Below are 23,650 nucleotides of genomic sequence, written 5' to 3' on the forward strand. Positions count from 1 at the left end.
GGCGGCACCCTCAGGAGGCGTCGTCGTGCATCACGCGCGCGGAGAGCCGGTCGGCCGCGAGCCGCAGGGCGCGGTCCGGGTCGACCCCCGCCGAGTTTGCCCGCATCACGAGCGTGAGCATCGCGTCGCCGATCCCCACCTCGGCGAGCCGCTGCTCGTCGGGGCCGATAGCGGCGGCGAGCGGGTCGTCGGGCGCGCCCTCCCCCGCTCCCGGGTTCACGAGCCCGGCCCGCTTCAACCGCTCCACGATCTTGGCCGTGCGGGCGAGGGTGGGCATTCCGGCAGGGATGCCGTCGAGCACGCCGCGCGAGCCGCGTTCCTCGCCAGCGGCGTCCTCCTTGAGGCGCTCCCACTCCGCGTGCAACTCCTCGATGCTCATGTAGCCGCGATCGCCGAACACGTGCGGGTGCCGCGCGATGAGCTTGTCGGTGAGGTGATCCGCCACCTCGGCGAGGCCGTATCCCTCGTCGTCACGCTCGGCGATTGCCGCGTGAAACAGCACCTGGTAGAGCACGTCGCCCAGCTCGGAGCGGATCTCGGCGGCCGGCAGCTCGCGCTCGATCGCGTCGACGAACTCGGCGGCCTCCTCGATCAGAAACGGGGTGAGGCTCTCGTGCGTTTGCGCCTCGTGCCAGGCGCAGCCGCCGGGCGAGACCATGCGCTGCACCGTCTGCGCAGCTCTCGCGACCGCTGCCGCGGCGGCGTCGAGACCGCTCGCGGCGCTGGGTTTGTCGGGGTGGATGTCGGCTCCGATGCTCGCGCTTTCCATGCAACCACACTACTCACCGCCCCTGGACGTGAGCGGAGATCTCCCGTCCCGCGGGCCCCCGATCGCTCGCCCGACCGCACTGCCGAGCGCACCGCCCACCCAAATCTGGCCTCCGATCGGGCCGCCACCGGCGGCACCCGAAAGTGTCAGCCGCACGGGGTAGTGTGAGGGACTTCACGTTTCCACGCGAAGGATCACACCAATGACACGCCGGTTCACCCCCGTCCGCGGTCGCGGGGCAGCCGCGGCCGCCGCGCTCGCGCTCCTGATGCTGCCGCTCAGCGCCTGCAGCATCGCGATTCCGGGGCTCCCCGGCTCCGGCGGGTCGAGCGCCGGGAGCGGCTCTGGCGGGTCCGGCGGCGGCACGTCCGAGGCCGCGGCGTCTGGCTCAAAGTGTCAGGTGGCGAGCGCCGCGATCGACCGGGTCACCAGCGAGGCCGCGCAGAGCGGGCCGCAGCTCATCGCCGACGCGCTCGCGGGCGAGCCGGTCGACGCCGGCGCCCTGGTCGACCCGGTGATCGAGGCGCTCGACGCGGCATCGGCGTCGATCACTGACCCGGCTGTGCTCGCGGCACTCGGCGAGGCGCAGACCGAGTGGAGCGGGCTCGCGACCGACATCGCGGCCCTCGGCGCCCCGGACCTCGCGGGACTCACCTCGGGTGATCTGAGCAAGCTCGGCGCGCTGCAGGAGTACGGCGGCGAACTCACCGCGCTCTTCTCGCAGCGACTGCCGGCCCTGCAAGAGACCGGAGCCCGGCTGCAGGAGGCCTGCGCGGCCGAGTAGTCCCGGCCGCACCCGCGGGCCCCGCGCGCGGCGACCCGTCAGGCCTACTGCGCCGGCGCGTCGTCCTCGAGCAGGGTGGCGATCACGCGCGTGGTCCACGCCACGATGTCGCCCTCGTCGCCCGTCTTCGGCTGCCCCACCCCGGCGAGCGGGCTGCGGGAGCTCGCGGTGCCACCGGGGAGCGGGATCTGCAGCGCGCCGGTCGCCTCCGTGTACCTGGCACCCGGGTACATGCGGTTCATGCGCATGCGGCGCGAATCGAGCAGTTTCACTGGTTCGAGGCGCAGCGCTGGGCCGGCCGCGACCACCTTCGAGAGGCCGAGCTTCGCTGCGCGCCGACGCAGGGCAGACACCGCGGCGAGTCGCTGCACCTCGGCCGGGGGCTCACCGTAGCGGTCGGTGAGTTCTTCGAGCACGAGCGCAACGTGGTCGTCTGGCGCCTGCGGGTGCGAGGCCGCCGAGAACTTCTGGTAGGCCTCGAGGCGCAGCCGCTCGCTCTCCACGTACTCCTCCGGGATGTGCGCGTCGACGGGAAGCTCGAGGATCAGCTCGACGTTCCCGGCGACCTCCTCACCCTTGAACGTGTTGACGGCCTCGCCGATCATGCGCAGGTACAGGTCGAAGCCGACCCCGGCGATGTGGCCGGACTGCTCGCCGCCGAGCAGGTTGCCCGCGCCGCGCAGCTCGAGGTCCTTGAGCGCGACCTGCATGCCCGCGCCGAGCTCGTTATTGGCGGCGAGGGTGTCGAGCCGCTCGTGCGCGTGCTCGGTGAGCGGCTTCTCCGGGTCGTAGAGGAAGTACGCGTACGCGCGCTCGCGGCTGCGGCCCACACGGCCACGCAGCTGGTGCAGCTGACTCAGGCCGTACTTGTCGGCGGCGTCGATGATGATCGTGTTCGCGTTCGCGATGTCGAGGCCGGTCTCGATGATGGTGGTCGAGACGAGCACGTCGTACTTGCGCTCCCAGAAGTCTTGCACCACCTGCTCAAGCTGGTGCTCAAAGAGCTTGCCGTGCGCGATCGCGATGCGCGCCTCCGGCACGAGGTCGGCGAGCTGCGCGGCCACCCGCGCGATCGAACTCACGCGGTTGTGCACGAAGAAGACCTGGCCCTCACGGAGCAGCTCGCGCCGGATAGCGGCCGTGATCTGCTTGTCGCTGCGCGGGCCCACGAACGTGAGGATCGGGTGCCGGTCCTCGGGTGCCGTGGCGAGCGTGGACATCTCACGGATTCCGGTCACCGCCATCTCAAGCGTGCGCGGGATCGGGGTGGCGCTCATCGCGAGGATGTCGACGTTGGTCTTCAGCTTTTTCAGCGCGTCCTTGTGCTCGACGCCGAAGCGCTGCTCCTCGTCGATGATGAGGAGGCCCAGATCTTTGTAGAGCACGCTCTCCGAGAGCAGGCGGTGCGTGCCGATCACCACGTCGACGGTGCCGGCGGCGAGGCCGTCGATCGTGTCCTTCGATTCCTTCTCGGTTTGGAAGCGGCTGAGCGGGCGCAGCTGCACGGGGAACCCGGCGAAGCGGTCCTGGAACGTCTCGAGGTGCTGGTTGACCAGCAGCGTCGTGGGGACCAGCATGGCGACCTGCTTGCCGTCTTGCACCGCCTTGAATGCGGCGCGCACCGCAACCTCGGTCTTGCCGAAGCCGACATCGCCGGCCACGAGCCGATCCATGGGGATCGGGCTCTCCATGTCCTTCTTCACCTCGTCGATCGTGGTGAGCTGATCCAGCGTCTCCGCGTACGGGAACGCCTCCTCGAGCTCGTGCTGCCACGGGGTGTCCGGGGAGAACGCGTGCCCCTTCGAGGCCACGCGCGCCGAGTAGAGCTTCACGAGCTCGACGGCGATGTCGCGGACGGCCTTGCGGGCCTTGCTCTTGGCCGTGGACCAGTCGCTGCCGCCCATCTTGGAGAGGGCCGGCGCCTCGCCGCCCACGTAGCGGGAGAGCTGATCGAGCTGGTCGGTGGGAACGTAGAGCTTGTCGCGCGGCATGCCGCGCTTCGTGGAGGCGTACTCAAGCACGAGGTACTCGCGCAGCGCCTTCGTCGCGTCGCGGCCGATGCCGGTGGGGACCATGCGCTGCGTGAGTTCAACGAAGCGGCCAATGCCGTGAGTCTCGTGGACCACGTAATCGCCGGCCACGAGCTTGAGCGGGTCGACCACGTTCTTGCCGCGGCGCTTCGCGAGCTTCTGGCCGGTCGCGGCCTGCGCGCTGATTGCGCGGCCGAAGAACTCGGTCTCGGTGGCGAGGACCAGCCGCGCCTCCGCGCTTTGGAAGCCCGACCACGCGGTGCCGGCCACGAGGTAGACGACGCCCGCCTCGAACTCTGCGGGGACCTCCTCGACGATGCGCGCGGCAGCCCCCGCCTCGGCGAGCACGTCGCGTGCGCGCTCGACGAGGCCGGTCCCCTGCGCGGTGACGACCACGCGCCAGCCGTCGCGGACCCGCTCGCCGATCAGCCGAATCGCTGCCCCCGTCGCGTCGGCGCCCTGGGGCGGCCGCGGCAGCGGGCCGCCGTGCACGGTGATCTCTGCGGCGTCGGTCGCCGCCGTCGCGCCAGCCGCGCCGCCCGGCGCGGTATCTGGCTCGTCGGCCGCCGGGAACTCCGCGTCGTCGTGGACGAAGCTGGAGACGGTCCACCAGGGTCGCGACGCGGATGCCGCCCGCAGCTCCGCGACGGTGAGCATGCCGCCGTCCTCGATCGGCATCGGCGCGTCGGCCCCGGCCGTCGCGGCGTGCCACGCGGCCTCAAGGAACTCGCGGTTGGTCTCCGCGAGGCTCACCGCGCGCCCGGCGATGCGCTCGGGGGACGCCACGAGCACGGCGCCGCCCTCGGGCAGGAGCGCGGTGAGCGGCTGCAGGCCCGGGACGAGCTGCGGCAGCAGGCTCTCCATGCCCTCGACCGGGATGCCCTCGCTCAGTTTTTCGAGGAGCGAAGACAGCGCCGGGAAGCGCGGCAGCAGCTCGGCCGCGCGCAGCCGCACGTCGTCGGTGAGCAGCAGTTCGCGGGCGGGCCACAGCTCGACCGCGTCGAGCGGGTCGCCGGCGCTGCGCTGGTCTGAGACCGCGAAGCGGCGGATCTGATCCACCTCATCGCCGAAGAAGTCGACCCGAACCGCCTGCGCGGCCTCCGGCGGAAACACGTCGAGGATGCCGCCGCGCACGGCGAACTCGCCGCGCCGCGTGACCATGTCAACGCGGGTGTAGGCGCGCGCGACCAGGTCGCGCGCGACCGTTTCGAGGCCGATCGACTCGGAGCCGGCGCGCAGCGTGAGCGGCTCGGCGTACGCCGCGTGCGGGGAAACCGGTTGCAGCACCGCCCGCACCGAGGCGACCACGATGAGCGGCGGGGCGTCGCTGCCCGGCGTCGCGGCGGCCTGCGCCTGCTCGCGAATCATGCGGAGGGCCGCAGCGCGGCGGCCCACGGTCTCGGCGCTGGGGCTCAGGCGCTCGTGTGGCAGGGTTTCCCATGCCGGAAACTCGACGGTAACGGCCTCGGGGATCAGCGAGGCGAGCGCCGCACGCAGCGCGTCCGCTTCGCGGCTCGTCGCGGCGATAAGGAGGAGGGCGCCGCGGTCCCCCGCCTCGCGCCGGCGGCGCACCAGGCCGGCAATGAGGGGCGCGCGCAGGCCCTCGGGCACCGAGAACTCGGCGTCCGCCCCGCTGTGATCCAGCGCGCGCGCAAACGACGGGGAGGACTCAAGCAGGCGGTCAATCCCGCGCAGCGTCATGAGCCGCTCCGGCCGTGGAAGCGCTGCTGGGCCGCGAGCAAGCCGTCTGCAACGAGCGCCTCGGTCGCGTCGGCGGCGTCTTCGAGCAGTACCCCGAGGTTGCCCCGCTCCGTGGAGCCGAACGGCTTCAGCACGAAGTCGGCTGGATCCTGCTGCCCGGGCGGGCGTCCGATCCCCACGCGCACGCGGAAGTAGTCTGGGGTGCCGAGCGCCTTCGCGATGTCGCGAAGGCCGTTGTGGCCGCCGTGGCCGCCGCCCTGCTTGAGCTTGATCGAGTCAAACGGCAGGTCGAGGTCGTCGTGGATCGCGATCACGCGGTCCGCGGGCACCCCGAAGTACTTTGCGAGCCCGGACACGGGACCGCCCGAGGTGTTCATGTAGCCGTTCGACTTGGCGAGAATCAGTTTGGGCCCACCGGGGCGCAGCCGCCCCTCGGCGATCCGAGCTCCGGCTTTGTGCGGGGAGAACCGGCCGCCGATCCGCTCTGCGAGCACGTCGAGTGCCATCTGGCCCACGTTGTGACGCGTCGTCTCGTACTTCGCCCCGGGATTTCCCAGGCCAACGATCAACCAGCTGTCCTCAGCCACGCGGTCCTCCACTTGATTTCGTTTTCGCCAGAACACTCAACACCTCCGTGCACTCAATGATCGCAGGGACCACTGACACACCCCCACAGAGTCAAACGGCCCGTCGGATCGGCGTGAACGCCGACCCGACGGGCCAGAATGTGTGCGAAGACTACTCGGCGGCTTCCTCAGCGTCTGCCTCGTCGTCAGCGGCGTTGCCGCGCGGGGCGACAACGTTCACGACGAGCGCGTCGGCCGGGTCGAGCAGGCTGGCGCCCTTGGGGAGCTCGACGGCGCCGGCGAGGATCTGGGTGCCGTCTTCGAGGCCCTCAACGTTGACCTCGACGCTCTCGGGGATCGAGGTGGCGAGAGCGCTCAGGCGGAGCGTGTTGAGCTCCTGCAGCGCGTTGGTGCCGGAGAACGGCTCGCCCACGACGTGCACGGGGACCTCGACCTCGACGGTCTCGCCCTTCTTGACCACGATCAGGTCAACGTGCTCGATGATCTGGCGTACGGGATCCTTCTGCACGTCCTTGACGAGCACGAGGTGCTTCTTGCCGTCGACGTCGACCTCGATCAGGGCGTTCGCCTGGCGGAGGATGAGGCTCAGCGGGTGGGTCTCCAGCGAGATGTGCACCGGATCCGTGCCGTGGCCGTAAACGACCGCCGGGGTCTGGCCGATCGCGCGCAGCTTGCGGGCGACGCCCTTGCCGAAGGTGTCGCGGGGGGTTCCGACGAGCTGGTTTGAATCGCTCATAGTGATCTCTCCTTGCGGGCTTTCGCCCAATGATGGGCGGCCAGGCCGCCGGGATTGGTGTCTCGCACTTGCGTTGTAACGCAGCAAGATGGCCCGCAGAGGCGTTCCGTCCCGCGTCGATAACGGGCGCACGCGCCCCTCGCCGAAGTACAGCGCCCAAGTCTACACGATGCCGGGCGCGGGCCGGGACCACCGCTCAGTCCCCCGGAGCGCCGGATCAAGTCAGGGGCACCGAATCCATCGCAGAGCGCCGGCTCAGTCCCAGGGCGCCGGCTCAGTCCCAGAGCGCCGGCTGCGCGTCCGGCGCCGGGGCGAGCGCCCACGACACCGGGGCGGCGCCCTGCGCGACGAGCGCGGCGTTTGCGCGACTGAACGGGGCCGAGCCAAAGAATCCGCGTGCGGCGGACAGCGGGGACGGGTGCGCGCTCTCGATGCGCGGCACCTCGCCGAGCAGCGGGGCGAGCGCCCGCGCGTCGTTTCCCCACAGGATCGCAACGAGCGGTCCGCCCCGCGCCACCAGTGCTTCAATCGCCCGCTCGGTCACCGCCTCCCAGCCGCGCTGCCGGTGCGATCCAGCCGCGCCGGCGCGCACGGTGAGCACGCGGTTGAGCAACAGAACGCCCTGATCGGCCCACCCGGTGAGGTCGCCGTGCGTGAGCGGGGGCGCACCGATGTCCGTCTGGAGCTCGCGTGAGATGTTCTGCAGGCTCCGCGGCAGCGGCCGCACGCCGGGCGCGGTCGCAAACGACAGGCCGATCGGGTGCCCCGGTGTGGGATACGGATCCTGGCCCACGATGAGCACGCGCACCTCGGCGAGCGGGCGCGCAAACGCCGCGAAGACGCGATCCCGATCCGGCAGCACCTCGTGTCCGGCGGCCCGCTCAGCCGCGACGAAGTGCCCGGCCGCGGCAAGCTGCTCGGCCGCGGGCGCGAGCGCGTCGGCCCAGTCCGGGGCAATCGCTCCGGCGGCGCGCAGCGATTCGAGATCCACGGGGTCAGCCCCTCGGCGCGAGCGGACCGCGATGGGTGTGAAACACGCTCGACTGCGCGACGGGCCGCAGCACGATCAGGTCCTGATTCACGTGGGGCGGCTGCTCAAACGCCCCCACGAGCACGCGGGCGACATCCTCCGCGAGCAGCGGCGTCACGTCGGCGTACGCGCGCGCGGCACCCTCGGCGTCGCCCCGCAACCGGTTGAGCGTGAACTCCTCGGTGTGCACCAGCCCCGGCGCGAGCTCCATGACCCGAATCGGCTCGCCCGCGAGTTCGAGCCGCAAGACCTCGGTCACGGCGTGCGCCGCGTACTTCGCCGCGTTGTAGCCGCCCCCGCCGGGATACGCAGCGTGCCCCGCGGTGGAGGTCAGGTTGAGGATCGACGCCCACCCGGTCGCCGCGGCCCCCGCGGGCAGCACGGGGAGCAGCGCCGCGGTCACCGAGCGCAGGCCCAGCACGTTGACCTCGAACATGCGCCGCCAGTCGTCGTTTGAGGACGCCTCGACCGACTCGGTGCCGAGCGCGCCGCCGGCATTGTTGACGAGCCCCACCGCCCCGCCCGTCGCAGCCACCTCTGCGGCGAGCGCTGCGACCTGCGCCTCGTCGGTCACGTCGCACTGCACCGGGTGCGCCCCGGTCTCGGCGGCGAGCTGCTGCAGCCGGTCCGCGCGGCGCGCCACGGCCACGGTCTGCCACCCCAGCTCGGTGAAGCGTCGCACCGTCGCGGCACCGATCCCCGAGCTCGCTCCGGTCACCACGACCCGTTTCAGCATGCTGTGCTCCGTTCTCGCTGAGTTCCGCCGCGTCTCGCCGCGTTCTTGCCGCCAGCTTAGCTCCGGGGCGCGCCCGCCCCGCGCGTCTATCATTACGCAGGGTGTCGCGTTCAATTGCCGGGGTGGGAACTCCCTCGTACGCTCGGTGATTGCAGCACCCCTGTCTTTCACAATTCACCGTCGTCCGGCATCAGTACCGAGGAGCATTCATGTCAGAACAGAACGCCTGGGGCTTTGAAACCAAGCAGATCCACTCCGGGCAGCAGCCCGACCCCACCACCGGGTCGCGCGCGCTCCCGATCCACCAGACCACGGCCTTCGTCTTCGAGGATGCAGACCAGGCCGCCAACCGCTTCGCGCTCGCCGAGCTGGGCCCCATCTACACGCGCATCACGAACCCGACGCAGGAGGTTGCCGAGCAGCGCATCGCCGCGCTCGAGGGCGGCTCCGGAGCACTGCTGCTCGCGAGCGGGCAGGCGGCGTCGACGTTCGCCGTGCTGAACATCGCGAACGCGGGCGACCACATCGTCTCGTCGAGCTCGATCTACGGCGGCACGTACAACCTGTTCAAGTACTCGCTCGCGAAGCTCGGGATCGAGGTCACGTTCGTTGAGGATCAGGACGATCCGGCGGCGTGGCAGCGCGCCGTGCGCCCCAACACGAAGCTGTTCTTCGCCGAGTCGATCGCGAACCCGCGCTCGAACGTGCTCGACATCCGCGCGATCGCCGACGTGGCACACGAGAACCACCTGCCCCTCATCGTTGACAACACCGTGGCGAGCCCGTACCTGGTGCGCCCGTTCGAGCACGGCGCCGACATCGTGCTGCACTCGGCCACCAAGTTCCTGGGCGGTCACGGCACCACGCTGGGCGGCGTGATCGTCGACGGCGGCACGTTCCCCTGGTCGGAGCACGCGGACAAGTTCCCAGGTCTGACCGAGCCCGACCCCTCCTACAACGGCGTCAGCTACACGGGCGCGGTCGGCGACGCGATCGCCTACATCATCAAGGCGCGCGTGCAGCTGCTGCGCGACCTCGGCTCGTCGATCGCACCGCTGAGCGCGTGGCTGCTGCTGCAGGGCATCGAGACGCTGTCGCTGCGGATCGAGCGCCACGTGCAGAACGCGCAGGCAGTCGCCGAGTGGCTCGACTCGCACGAGGACGTCGCCACCGTGTATTACTCGGGCCTCCCCACGAGCCCCTGGTACGCGGCGGCGAACACCTACGCCCCGAAGGGCGTCGGTGCGGTGCTCTCGTTCGAGCTCAAGGGCGGTGTTGATGCCGGGCGCGCGGTCGTCGAGAACGTGGAGCTGTTCAGCCACGTCGCGAACATTGGCGACGTGCGCTCGCTCATCATCCACCCGGCGTCGACCACGCACTCGCAGCTCACGCCCGAGCAGCAGCTCACGGCCGGCGTGACCCCGGGCCTCGTGCGTCTGTCGGTGGGCCTCGAGCACATCGACGACATCAAGGCGGACCTCGAGAAGGGCTTCGCCGCCGCACGCGCGGTCGTTGCCGCGGCGCGGGTCTAGCCGCACTCACCCGAGCTCGCTGGCCCGGCACGGTCCCGGCCAGCGAGCTCGGGCGTAACATTCGCTCGGGCGCCCCGGAACCCGGGCAGAATGGGGAACTATGGACTGGCAGACCCCCGAGGACTCGTTCCCCACTGACTTCATCACCGACGCGCAGCTGCGCGCGCTCATGGGTCGGCCGCCAATCTCGGGCGGCTGGCGCGACGGCGACCCCGTTGGCGACCGCAAGTTCGCCGCGATCGGGGATCTCGCGACCGAGTTCGGTGGCGAGATCCCGAACGTGCGCATCGCGTACGAGACGTTCGGGGAGCTCAACGAGCGCCGCGACAACGCGATCCTCGTGTTCCACGCCCTCACCGGAGACAGCCACCTCGTCGGCTCCGCGGGCGCGGGCCACCCCACCGACGGCTGGTGGGCCGAGATCGTGGGCCCCGGCCGGCCGCTCGATACCGATCGCTTCTGCATCGTCGCACCAAACGTGCTCGGCGGTTGCCAGGGTTCAACCGGCCCCGCATCGCTCTCCCCCGAGGGACGCGAGTGGGGCGGGAGCTTCCCCTACCTCACGATCCGGGATCAGGTTGCCGCGACCGCGCGCTTCGCCGACGAGCTCGGAATCGCGAGCTTCCGCGCCGTGATCGGCGGCTCGATGGGCGGCATGCACGCACTTGAGTGGGGGCTCACCCAGCGGGATCGGCTCGACCGGCTCGCGGTGATCGCCGCCCCCCCGGTCACGACCGCGGACCAGATCGGCCTGAACCTCGTGCAGCTGGAGGCGATTCGCTCGGATCCGTCCTACCGCGGCGGCAACTACTACGACGCGCCCGACGGGATCGGGCCGACGCACGGCCTCGCGACGGCCCGCCGCCTCGCCCTGCTGAACTACCGCAGCAACACCGAGCTCGACGAGCGGTTCGGCCGCGCGTGGCAGTCCGCGGTCAGCCCGCTCGGCGGCGGGGGCCGCTTCGCCGTCGAGTCGTACCTCGACTTCCACGGCAACAAGTTCACGCGCCGCTTCGATGCCGGCAGCTACGTCACGCTCGTGCAGGCGATGAACTCGCACGACGTGGGCCGCGGCCGCGGCGGCGTGCGCGCCGCGCTCTCAACGCTCGACCTGCCGACCCTCGTGCTCGGGATCCCGAGCGACCGCCTGTTCACACTCGAGGGCCAGGACGAAATCGCTCGGCACACCCCCGGCAACCTCGACGGGGATCGCGCCACGCGGATCGACTCGCCGTTCGGGCACGACGCGTTCCTCATCGAGTCCGAGCGCGTCGGCGCTCAGCTGGCCCGGCTCCTCGCAGCCTAGCCCCGCGGCGCCGGCGGGGCCGTCGTGGGCGCGGCCGCGGCCGGGACGTTGTCGCACGGCGATTCGCGTGCGCTCCACGCACCGCAGGGGCCCGCCACGTGTCATCTGAGAACCACTCAGATTCTCGGGCTCCTCTGACAACTGGTGTGCTAGCTTGACGATTTACTCATCGTCGAGCCCCGGGACTCGCCCACGCCGACACCCCTGCAGATTGAGGTGCCATGATCACACGCACGAGTACTGTCCGTTTCTGGGCCCCCGCCGCGATTGCGGTCGCCGCGCTGACCCTCACGGGGTGCAGCGGCGGAGACGGCGGCACCGGCACACCGTCCCTCGAAGACGGCCCACTCTCGAAGTACATGACCGCGCTGTGGGACGGTCAGGAGATGACGCAGGAGCAGTTCGACAAGCAAAACCTCGAGACCGAGGAGTTCGTCGCCGCGTGCATGGCCAAGGAAGGGTTTGAATACACCCCCAACACGCAAAACGCGGGTCAGGTGTACAACACCGAGGACATGGACGGCCCGGAGATGGGGACCGAGGAGTTCGCCAAGGAGTACGGCTACGGCATCGTCAATTCCCCGTGGATTGAGCAGGGCATGGGCGGCACCGAGGAGGAGTACGTCGACCCGAATCAGGACTACGTCAACTCGCTGAGCGAGTCCGAGCAGACCGCGTACTACGAGACCCTCTCCGGACCCAGCCTCAGCGAGGAGGAGTGGGCCGAGATCGAGGCGAGCGAGGGCGGGTACTCCCCCGACCTCAGCGAGCAGGGCTGTTACGGCGCCGCACAGCTCGCGCAGCAGGAGAAGTCCGGCAACGACATGGAGATGTACGAGGATCCCGAGTTCACCGATCTCTTCGACTCAATGAACGACGTCTGGACGGAGCTCTACGACGAGGAGAACCCGAACCCGGAGATGACCAAGATCGACCAGTCCTGGGCCGCCTGCATGGAGGAATCCGGCTATCCGGATTTCACCAGCCCGATGGCCGCGCAAAACGTCATGTATGACGAGTACAACGCGCTCGGCATGCCCGACGGCGACGAGGGCGAGTACCGCGAGCCGAGCAAGGAAGACTCCGACGCGTTCGCGAAGCGCGAGATCGAGGTGGCGACCGCCGATTTCGCCTGCCAGACGAAGACGAAGTACCAGGAGAAGCAGATGAAGGTGCAGTTTGCCCTTGAGCAGAAGTTCGTCGACCAGCACCAGGCCGAGCTCGACGCGCTCCTGTCAAAGTACAGCGCGAAGAAGAAGGACTAGCCGCAGTGAAGTTTCCCCGGCGCGGCCGACGGGCGCAGGCCTCCGATGCGGCGACTCCCGATTCCCCCGCGGCCCCGGACGCCGCGACACCGGAGCCCGCTGCACCGGAGCCCGCTGCACCGGAGGCGACGACCAGTTTCGACACGGACACCGCCCCCGCACCGGCAGACGCGAGCGAGGGCCAGGACGCCGCGGGCACGCGGGCCCCTGCGCGCACCCGCCGCGCCTGGTCGGGAACGCGGCTCGTCGCACTCATCGCCGCGGTCGCGGTGGTCTCGCTCCTCATCGGGATCGCGGTCATGCAGTTCATCGTGTCCCCGGCCGAGCTTGCGGCGCGCACCGCCCCACCCAAGGCGGGCCCCGTCACCGCGGCGGTAGAAACGCGAGAGATCGAGAACACGGTAGTGACGCGGGGCGATGTGACGTACGCGGACGCCGTTGACGTGTCGCTCGACACTGGTGGCTCCGACGCGCGCCCCGTGATCACCGGGCACGTCCCGGAGGCCGGTGCTGAGTTCAACGCCGGCAGCATCGCCCTGGAGGTCGCGGGCCGCCCGGTCATCGTGTTCCCCGGCGAGCTGCCCGCCTACCGCAACCTCAGCGTCGGCATGCGCGGGCCAGACGTGACGCAGCTCAAGAGCGCCCTCAGCAGCATGGGATACTGGGCCGGCGATCTCGGCTCCGACCAGTTCGAATACGACACCGCAACCGCCCTGGGCACGCTGTACGAGCAGATCGGCTACGCCACGGCGAGCGGCGGCCCCGAGGCGCAGGACACGCTGCAGCAGGCCGAGCGTTCCGCGCGCGACGCGGGCGTGCAGCTCGCGCAGGCACAGGCCGAGCTGCAGGCGGCCGTGAGCGAGGGCGGCCCGGACCCGGCCGCACAGCGCGCCTCCGTGACGGCGGCGAACGACGCGCTCATCGACGCGCAGGAGGCGCTCGCCACCGCGCAGGAGGGGGTGCTGCCGACGCTCCCCTCGAGTGAGGCGCTCTTCCTCAGCGACCTCCCCCGCCGCGTGGACGATGTCTCCGTGGCACGCGGCGACATCCTGTCGACCTCCCCCATGACCGTCTCGGGCGCAACGCTCACCATTGTGGGCACGATCTCCAAGCAGGACGCGGAGCTGCTCTCCGAGGGGCTCACGGCCACCTTCCCGGGCCCTGACGGCGAGGATCTCACGGCCACGGTGCAGAAGATCATCGCTCCGAAGAAGGGGAAATCGGGCGACGCGGGCAGCGGCGACGACGACGGCGGCCAGGGTGGCGGACAGAGCGGCGGCGCGGCCTCCGGTGATTCCGCCCGCTACACCGTGCGGCTCACTCCGGGCAAGCTCAGCGCAGCGCAGATCGACGCGCTGCGCGGCAATAACGTCCGAATCAGAATCCCCGTGGCGGCCACCGACGGGGATGTCCTCGCGGTGCCCATCGCCGCGCTCTCAGCGGGATCGGGGGGCGAGGATCGAGTCGAGCTGTTGCTCGAGCGCGGTTCCGGAGACGACGCGAAAACCGAGAACGTCACGGTACTTGCGGGGCTCGCCGCAGACGGCTACGTAGAGATCTCCTCCGAGGATCCGCGGATCGAGCCGGGGGCCGAGGTTGTGGTCGGCCGATGAGCCGGGCTGAGCGCCCCGCCGCCGAGCCCGCAGCGGCCAGCGAGCTCGACGGGCTTGAAGCGCTTGCGGGGCTCGACGGACTCAACGGGCTCGCCGACGCCGAGGATCCCAGCGCGGCTCCCCCGGGCGCCGAGACTCCCGCCGAGGCCCGGCGGGCCGCGCGGGAGCGGCCGCGCGGCTGGGTCTCCCGCGTATTCGCGCGCCGGGGCGCGGGCGAACGCGCAGTCGGCGGCGCTGCCGGTGACGATGCCGGAGCCCCGGAACAGTTGCTGCGCGCCGGAGACCCGGATTTCGCCGGACCGATCGTGCAGCTTGACGACGTCACCCGGTTCTTCCCCGGCCCGCCGCCCGTCAACGCACTCCGCGGGGTGAACCTCACGGTGGAGCGGGGAGACTATCTCGCGATCGTGGGACCGTCAGGATCTGGCAAGTCGACCATGCTGAACACGCTCGGCCTGCTCGACCGCCCCAGCACCGGCCGCTTCCAGTTCGAGGGCATCGACGTCGCGAGCCTCAGCGACGATGAGCGGTCCGCCCTGCGCGGCCGAGCGGTCGGCTTCGTGTTTCAGTCGTTCCACCTGATGCCCACTCGCAGCGTGCTCGAGAACGTGATGCTCGCCGGCACGTACGCGGGGCTCACCCGCGACGAGCGCGAACCGCTCGCCCGCACCGCGCTCGACCGCGTGGGGCTCAGCCACCGCGTGGAGTTTTCCCCGAACACGCTCTCCGGCGGCGAGCGCCAGCGCGTCGCCATCGCCCGCGCGGTCTGCACCTCGCCCCGCCTGCTCCTCGCCGACGAACCGACCGGCAACCTCGACCGAGAGAACTCCGCCTCAATCATGCGTCTCTTCGACGAGCTCGGCCAGGACGGCCTCACGATCGTGATGATCACCCACGACGCGGCCGTCGCGGACTCCGCGCAGCGCCGGGTCCGCATCAACGACGGCGAACTGTCGGAGCTGTCATGAGCGGTCAGATTTCGCTCCGGGCGCTCGTCCACGAGGCGTTTGAGGGGATCGGCTCGCGCCCGTCCCGGCTCGTGATCACCCTCATCGGCACCGTGCTCGGAATCGCCTCGCTCGTCGCGACCATCGGCTTCGCGCAGACCGCGGCGGGGCAGATCTCGCAGCAGTTCGACGCGCTCGCCGCGACACGGGTCACCGTCGAGCCGGGCTCGGCGAACAGCGCTGGCGGCAAGGAGCGCGCCACGTCGAAGCTGCCGTGGGACTCGGTGCGCCGCGTCGAACCGCTCGCGGGCGTGGTGCACTCCGCGCTGATCGGCAAGCTGCCGGCTGCAACGACCGTCGCGGCGGTCGAGGTACAGGATCCGTCGGAACCGCCCAAGGCGTCTCCCCCGGTGGTGGCGACGTCTCCCGAACTCCTCGAGGTCGTCAAGGGGTCGGTGCGCACCGGCAGGTTCTTCGATTCCGGGCACGACGAACGCGCCGATCGCGTGGTGGTGCTGGGGGCGGGCGCGGCGAAGACCCTCGGCATCAATCGCATCACCGGGCAGCCCGCGATCTTCATCGACGGGCGCGCGTACACGGTGATCGGGATACTCGGAAAAGTGGGGACCCGCGACAACCTGCTGGACGCCGTCATCGTGCCGATCACTACCGCCCGCGCCCAGCTCGGGCTCACTGTCGCGGAGAGCCTCGACATTCGGATCGATGTTGGCGCCGGCTCGGTGGTGGCGCGGCAGGCACCGATCGCCCTCGACCCGAACCGGCCCGAGGCGTTTAAGGTGGGCGCCCCGGCGAGTTCAAGCGAGTTGCAGAACCAGGTCGAATCCGACGTCAACGTGCTGTTCCTCGCGATTGGAATTGTGGCGCTCATCGGCGGCGGGATCGGGATCGCGAACGTGACCCTCCTGTCCGTGTCTGAGCGCCGCGGCGAGATCGGCCTGCGCCGCGCGCTCGGCGCACGGACTCGCGACATTGCGCAGCAGTTCATGCTCGAGTCGGTGACGATCGGCGTGCTCGGGGGGCTCATCGGCGTGGTCGTTGGTCTGTTCGCGCTGATAGGCGTGTGTCTGGTTCAGGATTGGACCCCGGTGCTCGCCGTGTGGGCGGCCCCCGTCGGGGTGGTGGTGGGGGCCCTCGTCGGGCTGCTCGCCGGCGGCTACCCGGCGATCAAGGCGGCGCGGGTGGAGCCCGTCGACGCCCTGCGCGATGCGTAGCCCGGCACTGACGAGCGGCGGATCCCGAGCCGCTCACACCGGACTTTCGGGAGCCTCCCACCTTCCGCGCGTAAGCTCGGATCCTGTTGCCACACGGGGAGGAGAAACGGATCTGTGAGCGTGTCACACGTACGTCGAATTGCCGCGGGGCGCTCAGTGCGCACCCTCGGGTTTGCAGCCGTCGTTACCGCCAGCATTCCGCTGTGCCTCACCGGTTGCGCCGCAGCGACCGACACGACGGTGCACGCTGCTGAGCTCTACGCCGCCCCCGACTCAGATCTGCTGCAGCTCCCCGCCGAGCGTGTGTACGACGTCGCCGAGACCGCACTCCGCACCCCCGTGGGCGGGGCGCTCACCCGCGCCATCGAGAGCCAGATCGAGTCATCCGGGTACCTGGTGCTCAAGGATGGCGTGATCACCGAGGGGCAGATCAACGTCGCCGTTGCAGATTTCCCCGAGGGCTCCTTCGAACTCAGCCAGCCGACGGTGCTGCGCCGCGAGGGGAGCACCGACACCACGGTGTACGCGATCGGGACGCTCACGGTCAACGGAGTCGAGCGGCCGGGCATCACCCTGCAGCTCACGCCCACGGAGCTCACGAAAGAGTCGGTCGAGTTCGACGTCGACTTCTCGATCCCCGACAACCCCCTGCTCGCAGGAAAGCGCTTCCCGCTCGACGAGCTCTCGGCGCACCTCGTCCTGACCGCGCGCTAGCCGGCCCGCGCCGGGGAACGCCCGCCCGCGCGAGGCAGTTCCGCTGTGCGGGCGCGCCCGCCGGCGCAGCGTGGTGCGCACCGCGCGCCCCCTGCGCTGCTGGGCGTGTGCGCCTCGCCCGCTTCCCGTGGTCGCACAGGAAAAAACGAACTCCCGCGGGTGCTTTCTCACGAAAGCTCCCGCGGGAGTCTGGTGCTCCTGCGTCAGTTCACACGCGCGATCACGCGCAATCACGCGCGATCGCGGTGGGGCCCGTCTCAGCGGGCGGGCCCCCACCGCAGCTACACGTGCCGCTGGCGCCGTGTCGCGTCGTGTACCTCGCCCACGAGCTCCTCAATCACGTCTTCAAGGAAGACGACGCCGAGCTCGGCACCCGCCGCGTCGTGGATTCGGGCGAGGTGGATCCCTCGCGCCTGCATCCGCGCAAGCACGTCCTCAAGCTCCGTGTCGGCGCGGAACGAGACCATCTCGCGGATCCGCTTCGGCGGGATCGGCTCGGTGATCCGGTCCTCGCCCAGTCGCACGAGGTCCTTGATGTGCACGTAGCCGGCCAGGCCGCCGTCGGGGCCGGCGATCGGGTAGCGCGAGAAGCCGTGCTTCGCCACCGCGGCCTCCACGTCCTCGGGCGTCGAGCCCGCGGGGAGCACCACGAGGCGCCCGGCCGACACGAGGAGGTCTTGCGCCCGCTTCGTGGTGAACTCGAACGCGGCGGTCAGCGCACCGCTGCGATCCTCGAGCACGCCCTCGCGCGTCGAGTGGCTCACGATACTCGCGACCTCTTCGAGCGTGTAGGTGCTATTGGTCTCGGACTTCGGCTCGACGCCGAACATGCGCAGCACGCCGTTGGCGATGGCGTTGAGCCCGGCAATGATGTGCTTGAACACGCGCGACACCGCCACCAGCGGCGGGGCCAGCAGCAGCACCGCCTGGTCGGGGATCGAGAACGCCGCGTTCTTCGGGATCATCTCGCCGAAGACCACGTGCAGGTAGGTGACGAGCAGCAGCGTCAGCACGAACGCGGTGACGCTCACCACGCTCGCCGACAGCCCGGTCCAGGAGAGCGGGCCCTCGAGCAGGTGGTGGATCGCCGGCTCAGACACGTTCAGGATGAGCAGCGAACAGACCGTGATGCCGAGCTGGCTGGTCGCCAGCATGAGCGTCGCGTGTTCCATTGCGTAGAGCGCGGTCTTGGCGCGCTTTGATCCGGCCTCCGCGCGCGGCTCGATCTGTGATCGGCGCGCGGAAATAACGGCGAACTCGGCGCCGACGAAGAAGGCGTTCGCGACCAGCAGGACCACGAGCCAGACAATTCCCATCCAGTCGCTCATCGGGTCGCCTCCTCAGCCTCGTCGGTTGCCACCGGGAGCGGCGTCCCGGTGTAGCGCAGCCGGGCGATCCGGCGGCCCTCCATGCGTTCGACACGCAGCACTCCCCCGTCGGCGAGGGTCACCTCGTCGCCGGGTTCGGGGATCCGGCCCAGTTCGCGGAGCACGAAGCCCGCGACCGTGTCGTAGTCGTCGTCCTCGGGGATCTCGACGCCCGTCTGTTCGAGCACCTCGTCGGGGCGCAGATCGGCCGGGAAGGTCATCTCTTCCGCGGTGCCCACCACGCCGGCGGCTGCGCGGTCGTGCTCGTCCGCGACCTCGCCAACAATTTCTTCGACCAGGTCTTCGAGCGTGACGATGCCGGCGGTGCCGCCGTACTCGTCAACGACGATCGCGAGCTGGAACCCGCTCGTGCGCAGTTCGCCGAGCAGCTGGTCGAGACGCATCGTGTCGGGAATCCGCACGACCTCTTCCGCGATCGCGGCGACGGGCACCTCGCCGCGCTTGGCGCGCGGCACGGCGACGGCGTGCTTCACGTGGACCACTCCGACGATGTCGTCGCGGTCCTCGTCGATCACGGGGAAGCGGGAGTACCCCGAGCGGCCCGAGAGTTCGAGCACCGCCTGCGCCGGTTCAAGCTTCTGCACGCTCTCGATCTTGAGGCGCGGGGTCATCACGTCGGCGGCGGTGAGCTCGGAGAATCTGAGCGTGCGCCCCAGCAGGGTCGCGGTGTCGGCCTCGAGGAGGCCGGCGCTCGCCGAGTGCCGCACGAGCGACGACAGCTCCTCAGCGGAGCGCGCCCCGGAGAGCTCCTCCTTTGGTTCGATACCGATGCTGCGGAGCATGCCGTTCGCGCTGCCGTTGAGCACCACGACGGCCGGCTTAAAGGTTGCGGTGAACGCGCCCTGAGCCGGCATGACGACCTTTGCGGTCTGCAGCGGGCGCGCGAGGGCGAAGTTCTTCGGGACGAGTTCGCCCACGATCATTGAGAACACGGTGGCGAGGGCGATCGCCACGGGGGCGCTGATGGTACGCCGCAGGTCCTCGGGAACTCCCAGGGCCCCGAGCGGGGCATCGAGGAAGCTACTGATCGCCGGTTCGAGCGTGTAGCCCGCGAGCAGCGTGGTGAGCGTGATGCCGAGCTGCGCGCTCGACAGGTGTGTCGACGTACGCGCGAGTCCGCGGATGACGCGGTCGAGCCCGCGCTCTCCACCATCGCGCCGCCGCTCAAGGTCTTGCCGGTCGAGCGCGACGAGCGAGAACTCTGCGGCGACAAAAATGCCGGTGCCAAATGTGAGCACCAGGCCGATAAGGAGGAGTATCCAGTCGTTCACCTGACCCTCCTACTTGGTACTGAGTGCCGCGCCGAAGCGCGGCTCATACTCGGAGGGTCACTGGGTCTTCGGGGGCCTGAATCCATAGTGGTCACGATTTTATCACTGTGGTCTGTGAAACCAACACTGAGTGTTGCCGCGAGTTCGCTTTGAAAGGCGTAGGCTGGGGTGTGGTACGGCTACGGTGCTGAACCCCGCCCCAGGAAACTTGCCACACAACTGGCACGACCGAGAGGATGTCGCTTTGGCAGAGCGCACGGAGGCCGCCGATCAGGCTGGCCCCGCAGAAGATTTTGGCGCAAATGCTTGGCTGGTCGACGAACTGTGGAAACAGTTCCAGGTCGACAAGAATTCGGTCGACCGATCGTGGTGGCCGGTACTGGAGCGGTACGGCGCAGCCGCACCCTCCAGCCAGGGTGTTGGCTCGGGCAGTGTCGATCCGGGCAAGGCTGCCCCGGGCGCGGCCCAGGCCGGTGGTGTCACATCCCCGCCGGCGACGCCCACGGGCCCGGTGACCACGCCGATCACCACCCCGGCACAGCCGGCGCGCACCACGAACGCCGCGCCGCGCACCGCCCCCATCCCGGCGGACGCCCCGCGCACCGCGCCCGCGGCGTCGACCGCGGACGGCCCTGAGACGCACGAGGACGTGGTCACGCCGCTGAAGGGTATGGCGCGCACGCTCTCGAAGAACATGGACCAGAGCCTCACGGTCCCCACCGCCACCAGTGTGCGCACCATCCCGGCCAAGCTGCTGATCGACAACCGCATTGTGATCAACAACCACCTCCGCCGCAGCCGCGGCGGGAAGGTGTCGTTCACGCACCTCATCGGCTGGGCCCTGATCCAGACGCTGAAGGACTTCCCCAGCCAGAACGTCGCGTACACGGAGGTCGACGGGAAGCCGTCGGTGCTCGTGCCCGCCCACGTTGGCCTCGGGATCGCGATCGACCTGCCGAAGCCCGATGGCTCGCGCTCGCTCATGGTTCCGGCCGTGAAGCGCGCGGAGACGCTCGATTTCAACGAGTACCTGGCAGCGTACGAGGACCTCGTGAAGCGCGCCCGGGCCGGCAAGCTCGGCGCCGCCGACTTCCAGGGCGGCACGGTTTCGCTCACCAACCCGGGCGGCATTGGCACGGTGCACTCGGTGCCGCGCCTCATGGCCGGCCAGGGCTGCATCATCGGCGCGGGTGCGCTCGAGTACCCGGCCGAGTTCCAGGGCGCGTCCGAGGACGTGCTGACCCGGCTCGGCATCTCAAAGACCATCACGCTCACGAGCACCTACGATCACCGCGTGATCCAGGGCGCGGGTTCGGGCGAGTTCCTGAAGATCGTGCACGAGCGCCTCATCGGCGGGCACGACTTCTACGAGGAGATCTTCGCCGCGCTCCGCATCCCGTACAAGCCGGTGCAGTGGGCCTCCGATATCCACGTTGACGTCACCGGCGCCGTGGACAAGGAAGCGCGCGTCCAGGAGCTCATCAACTCGTTCCGCGTGCGCGGCCACCTCATGGCCGACACCGATCCGCTCGAGTACGTGCAGCGCACGCACCCGGATCTCGAGATCGAGTCGCACGGGCTCACCTTCTGGGACCTCGATCGCGAGTTCGTCACCGGCGGCATCGGCGGGAAGCGCAGCATGAAGCTGCGCGACATCCTCGGCGTGCTGCGCGACTCCTACTGCCGCAAGATCGGCATCGAGTACATGCACATCCAGGACCCGGCGCAGCGGCTCTGGCTCCGGGAGCAGCTCGAGGTCAACTACGCGAAGCCCAGCCGGGACGAGCAGATGCGGATCCTCGAGAAGCTCAACGAGGCCGAGGCGTTCGAGACGTTCCTGCAGACCAAGTACGTGGGCCAGAAGCGCTTCAGCCTTGAGGGCGGCGAGTCAGTGATCCCGCTGCTCGACGCGATGCTCATCGACGCGGCCGAGGACGGGGTCGACAGCGTCGACATCGGCATGGCCCACCGCGGCCGCCTCAACGTGCTGTCGAATATCGCCGGCAAGACCTACGGCCAGATCTTCCGCGAGTTCGAGGGCACGCAGTCCGCCAAGTCCGGTTCCGGCGACGTGAAGTACCACCTCGGCACCTCGGGCGTGTTCACGGCCCCCAACGGCACGCAGGTGCCGATCCACCTCGCCGCGAACCCGTCGCACCTCGAGACCGTCGACGGCGTGCTCGAGGGCATCGTCCGCGCGAAGCAGGATCTCAAGCCGATTGGCTCGTTCACCACGCTGCCGATCCTGGTGCACGGCGACGCCGCGATGGCCGGGCAGGGCGTGGTCTACGAGACCATGCAGATGTCCCAGCTGCGCGGGTACCGCACCGGCGGCACGATCCACATCATCATCAACAACCAGGTCGGCTTCACCACGCTGCCGCTCGATTCGCGCTCAGCAGTGTACTCCTCCGACATCGGCAAGGTGGTGCAGTCGCCCATCTTCCACGTGAACGGTGACGATCCCGAGTCGGTCGTGCGCGTTGCGAAGCTCGCGTACGAGTTCCGCCAGCGCTTCCACATCGACGTGATCGTCGACCTGATCTGCTACCGCCGCCGCGGGCACAACGAGGGCGACGACCCCTCGATGACGCAGCCGCTGATGACGGACCTGATCGAGGCAAAGCGCTCCACCCGTCGCCTCTACACGAGTGCGCTGATGGGCCGCGGCGACATCTCCGAGGAGGAGTACGAGAAGGCCAAGCAGGACTTCCAGGACCGCCTCGAGCTCGCGTTCCAGGAGACGCACGCCGCACAGACCGGCGCGATCCCGATCATCGACCAGAGCGGGATCGGCGAGATCGCCGAGGTCGGCGGCCCCGGCCCCGCGCCGCTTGAGACGGCAGTTGACCGCAGCGTCATCGAGCGCATCGGCGACGCGCACGCAAACAAGCCGGCCGGCTTCACCGTGCACCAGAAGCTGCAGCAGCTGCTCAACAAGCGCGAGGAGATGAGCCGCTCCGGCGGGATCGACTGGGGCTTTGGCGAGCTGCTGGCGCTCGGCTCACTGCTCATGGAGGGCACCGCGGTGCGCTTCGCTGGTCAGGACGCACGCCGCGGCACCTTCGCGCAGCGGCACGCAGTGTTCCACGACCGCGCGAACGGCCAGGAGTGGATCCCGCTGCTGAACCTCTCCGAGGAGCAGGCGCGGTTCTGGATCTACGACTCGCTGCTCTCGGAGTACGCAGCGCTCGCGTACGAGTACGGCTACTCGCTGCAGCGCGAGGACGCACTCGTGCTCTGGGAGGCGCAGTTCGGTGACTTCGTCAACACGGCGCAGGCCGTGGTCGACGAGTACATCGCCGCCGCCGAGCAGAAGTGGGGCCAGCGCTCCTCCGTCGTGATGCTGCTCCCCCACGGCTACGAGGGCCAGGGACCCGACCACTCGTCGGCGCGCATCGAGCGCTTCCTGCAGCTGTGCGCGGAAGACAACATGATCGTGGCGCGCCCCTCGACGCCGGCGAACTACTTCCACCTGCTGCGCCGCCAGGCGTACGCGCGGCCGCGAAAGCCGCTCGTGGTGTTCACGCCCAAGTCGATGCTGCGCCTGCGCGGTGCGACGTCGAGCGTCGAGGACTTCACCACCGGGCACTTCATGCCGGTGCTCGACGACCCAAACATCGCCGACGCCAGCCTCGTCAAGCGCGTGCTGCTCGTTTCGGGCAAGATCTACTACGATCTTCGCGTCGCACTCGACAAGAACCCCGATCCGCGGATCGCGCTCGTGCGCGTTGAGCAGTTCTACCCCATGCCGATCGTGGAGGTCGGCCGGGTGCTCACGCAGTACACGGGCGCCGAGCTGGTCTGGGTGCAGGACGAGCCCGAGAACCAGGGCGCGTGGCCGTTCATCTCGCTGGAGCTCTCAAAGCACCTGGCGAACGATCGGATCGACGTGGTCTCGCGCGCTGCCTCGGCGGCGCCGTCGACCGGGTCGGCAAAGGTACACGCCGTGGAGCAGGAGGCACTCATCAGCCGCGCGCTGCGGTTCGACGGCGAGGGCTAACCCGCG

The 23,650-nt window shown here is 69.8% G+C and carries 17 protein-coding genes; 9 read left to right on the top strand and 8 right to left on the bottom strand.

The genetic code is table 11. The features are described 5' to 3' along the window. Positions 1 to 10: 10 nt before the first annotated feature. Entirely contained in the window at positions 11 to 769 is a 759-nt protein-coding gene (locus EV139_RS06835; protein WP_130453605.1) for a MazG nucleotide pyrophosphohydrolase domain-containing protein, read from the bottom strand. A gap of 202 nt (positions 770 to 971) precedes the next feature. On the opposite strand from EV139_RS06835, the gene EV139_RS06840 reads away from it, so the two are divergent. Continuing rightward, positions 972 to 1,553, top strand: coding sequence for a hypothetical protein (locus EV139_RS06840; RefSeq protein WP_130453606.1), 582 nt, complete (start codon positions 972 to 974; stop codon positions 1,551 to 1,553). A 44-nt stretch (positions 1,554 to 1,597) separates the two neighbouring features. Here the strand turns inward: EV139_RS06840 and mfd are convergent, their stop codons facing one another. From mfd to EV139_RS06865, 5 genes are all read right to left on the bottom strand, one after another. After that, positions 1,598 to 5,284: a transcription-repair coupling factor gene (mfd, locus tag EV139_RS06845; protein WP_130453607.1), complete on the bottom strand. Its 3,687-nt coding sequence runs from the start codon at positions 5,282 to 5,284 to the stop codon at positions 1,598 to 1,600. Then, a complete protein-coding gene (gene pth / locus EV139_RS06850) occupies positions 5,281 to 5,871 on the bottom strand; it encodes an aminoacyl-tRNA hydrolase (RefSeq protein WP_130453608.1) in 591 nt (196 codons plus the stop codon). The genes mfd and pth overlap by 4 nt, the downstream gene beginning before the upstream one ends. 151 nt (positions 5,872 to 6,022) lie before the next feature. Further along, the gene (locus EV139_RS06855; protein WP_130453609.1) at positions 6,023 to 6,607 is read right to left on the bottom strand and encodes a 50S ribosomal protein L25/general stress protein Ctc; all 585 of its coding nucleotides are present in this window, start codon (positions 6,605 to 6,607) and stop codon (positions 6,023 to 6,025) included. A 274-nt stretch (positions 6,608 to 6,881) separates the two neighbouring features. Next, on the bottom strand, positions 6,882 to 7,598 hold the full coding sequence (locus tag EV139_RS06860; RefSeq protein WP_241988980.1) for a uracil-DNA glycosylase: 717 nt from the start codon (positions 7,596 to 7,598) through the stop codon (positions 6,882 to 6,884). A gap of 4 nt (positions 7,599 to 7,602) precedes the next feature. Then, positions 7,603 to 8,373 (bottom strand): SDR family NAD(P)-dependent oxidoreductase, encoded by a 771-nt coding sequence (locus tag EV139_RS06865; RefSeq protein ID WP_130453610.1) that lies wholly within the window; start codon positions 8,371 to 8,373, stop codon positions 7,603 to 7,605. A gap of 209 nt (positions 8,374 to 8,582) precedes the next feature. Here EV139_RS06865 and EV139_RS06870 point away from each other — a divergent pair, with 209 nt between their 5' ends. The 7 genes from EV139_RS06870 to EV139_RS06900 all read left to right on the top strand — a co-directional run bounded on the left by EV139_RS06870 (position 8,583) and on the right by EV139_RS06900 (position 16,982). Beyond that, positions 8,583 to 9,905: a bifunctional o-acetylhomoserine/o-acetylserine sulfhydrylase gene (locus tag EV139_RS06870; RefSeq protein ID WP_130453611.1), complete on the top strand. Its 1,323-nt coding sequence runs from the start codon at positions 8,583 to 8,585 to the stop codon at positions 9,903 to 9,905. Between the two features lie 100 nt (positions 9,906 to 10,005). Continuing rightward, complete coding sequence (gene metX / locus EV139_RS06875; RefSeq protein ID WP_130453612.1) at positions 10,006 to 11,211, top strand: homoserine O-acetyltransferase MetX; 1,206 nt, start codon at positions 10,006 to 10,008, stop codon at positions 11,209 to 11,211. A gap of 221 nt (positions 11,212 to 11,432) precedes the next feature. After that, the gene (locus EV139_RS06880) at positions 11,433 to 12,476 is read left to right on the top strand and encodes a hypothetical protein (RefSeq protein WP_130453613.1); all 1,044 of its coding nucleotides are present in this window, start codon (positions 11,433 to 11,435) and stop codon (positions 12,474 to 12,476) included. Between the two features lie 5 nt (positions 12,477 to 12,481). Beyond that, positions 12,482 to 14,089, top strand: a complete 1,608-nt coding sequence (locus tag EV139_RS06885; protein ID WP_241988981.1) for a hypothetical protein — start codon at positions 12,482 to 12,484, stop codon at positions 14,087 to 14,089. After that, a complete protein-coding gene (locus EV139_RS06890; protein ID WP_420029111.1) occupies positions 14,086 to 15,057 on the top strand; it encodes an ABC transporter ATP-binding protein in 972 nt (323 codons plus the stop codon). The genes EV139_RS06885 and EV139_RS06890 overlap by 4 nt, the downstream gene beginning before the upstream one ends. Then, positions 15,054 to 16,268 (top strand): ABC transporter permease, encoded by a 1,215-nt coding sequence (locus tag EV139_RS06895; protein ID WP_130453614.1) that lies wholly within the window; start codon positions 15,054 to 15,056, stop codon positions 16,266 to 16,268. The genes EV139_RS06890 and EV139_RS06895 overlap by 4 nt, the downstream gene beginning before the upstream one ends. A gap of 114 nt (positions 16,269 to 16,382) precedes the next feature. Continuing rightward, positions 16,383 to 16,982, top strand: a complete 600-nt coding sequence (locus tag EV139_RS06900) for a YceI family protein (protein ID WP_130453615.1) — start codon at positions 16,383 to 16,385, stop codon at positions 16,980 to 16,982. A 281-nt stretch (positions 16,983 to 17,263) separates the two neighbouring features. Here EV139_RS06900 and EV139_RS06905 read toward each other — a convergent pair whose 3' ends face one another. Continuing rightward, positions 17,264 to 18,310, bottom strand: coding sequence for a hemolysin family protein (locus EV139_RS06905; RefSeq protein ID WP_130453616.1), 1,047 nt, complete (start codon positions 18,308 to 18,310; stop codon positions 17,264 to 17,266). Continuing rightward, positions 18,307 to 19,641 (bottom strand): hemolysin family protein, encoded by a 1,335-nt coding sequence (locus EV139_RS06910; protein WP_130453617.1) that lies wholly within the window; start codon positions 19,639 to 19,641, stop codon positions 18,307 to 18,309. Before EV139_RS06910 ends, EV139_RS06905 begins: the two co-directional genes overlap by 4 nt. A 244-nt stretch (positions 19,642 to 19,885) precedes the next feature. Here EV139_RS06910 and EV139_RS06915 point away from each other — a divergent pair, with 244 nt between their 5' ends. Continuing rightward, positions 19,886 to 23,644: a multifunctional oxoglutarate decarboxylase/oxoglutarate dehydrogenase thiamine pyrophosphate-binding subunit/dihydrolipoyllysine-residue succinyltransferase subunit gene (locus tag EV139_RS06915; protein ID WP_130453618.1), complete on the top strand. Its 3,759-nt coding sequence runs from the start codon at positions 19,886 to 19,888 to the stop codon at positions 23,642 to 23,644. The last annotated feature ends 6 nt before the right edge of the window (positions 23,645 to 23,650 follow it).

Origin of the sequence: Leucobacter luti (assembly GCF_004217175.1) — a bacterium.
In the GTDB taxonomy this organism is placed as follows: domain Bacteria; phylum Actinomycetota; class Actinomycetes; order Actinomycetales; family Microbacteriaceae; genus Leucobacter; species Leucobacter luti.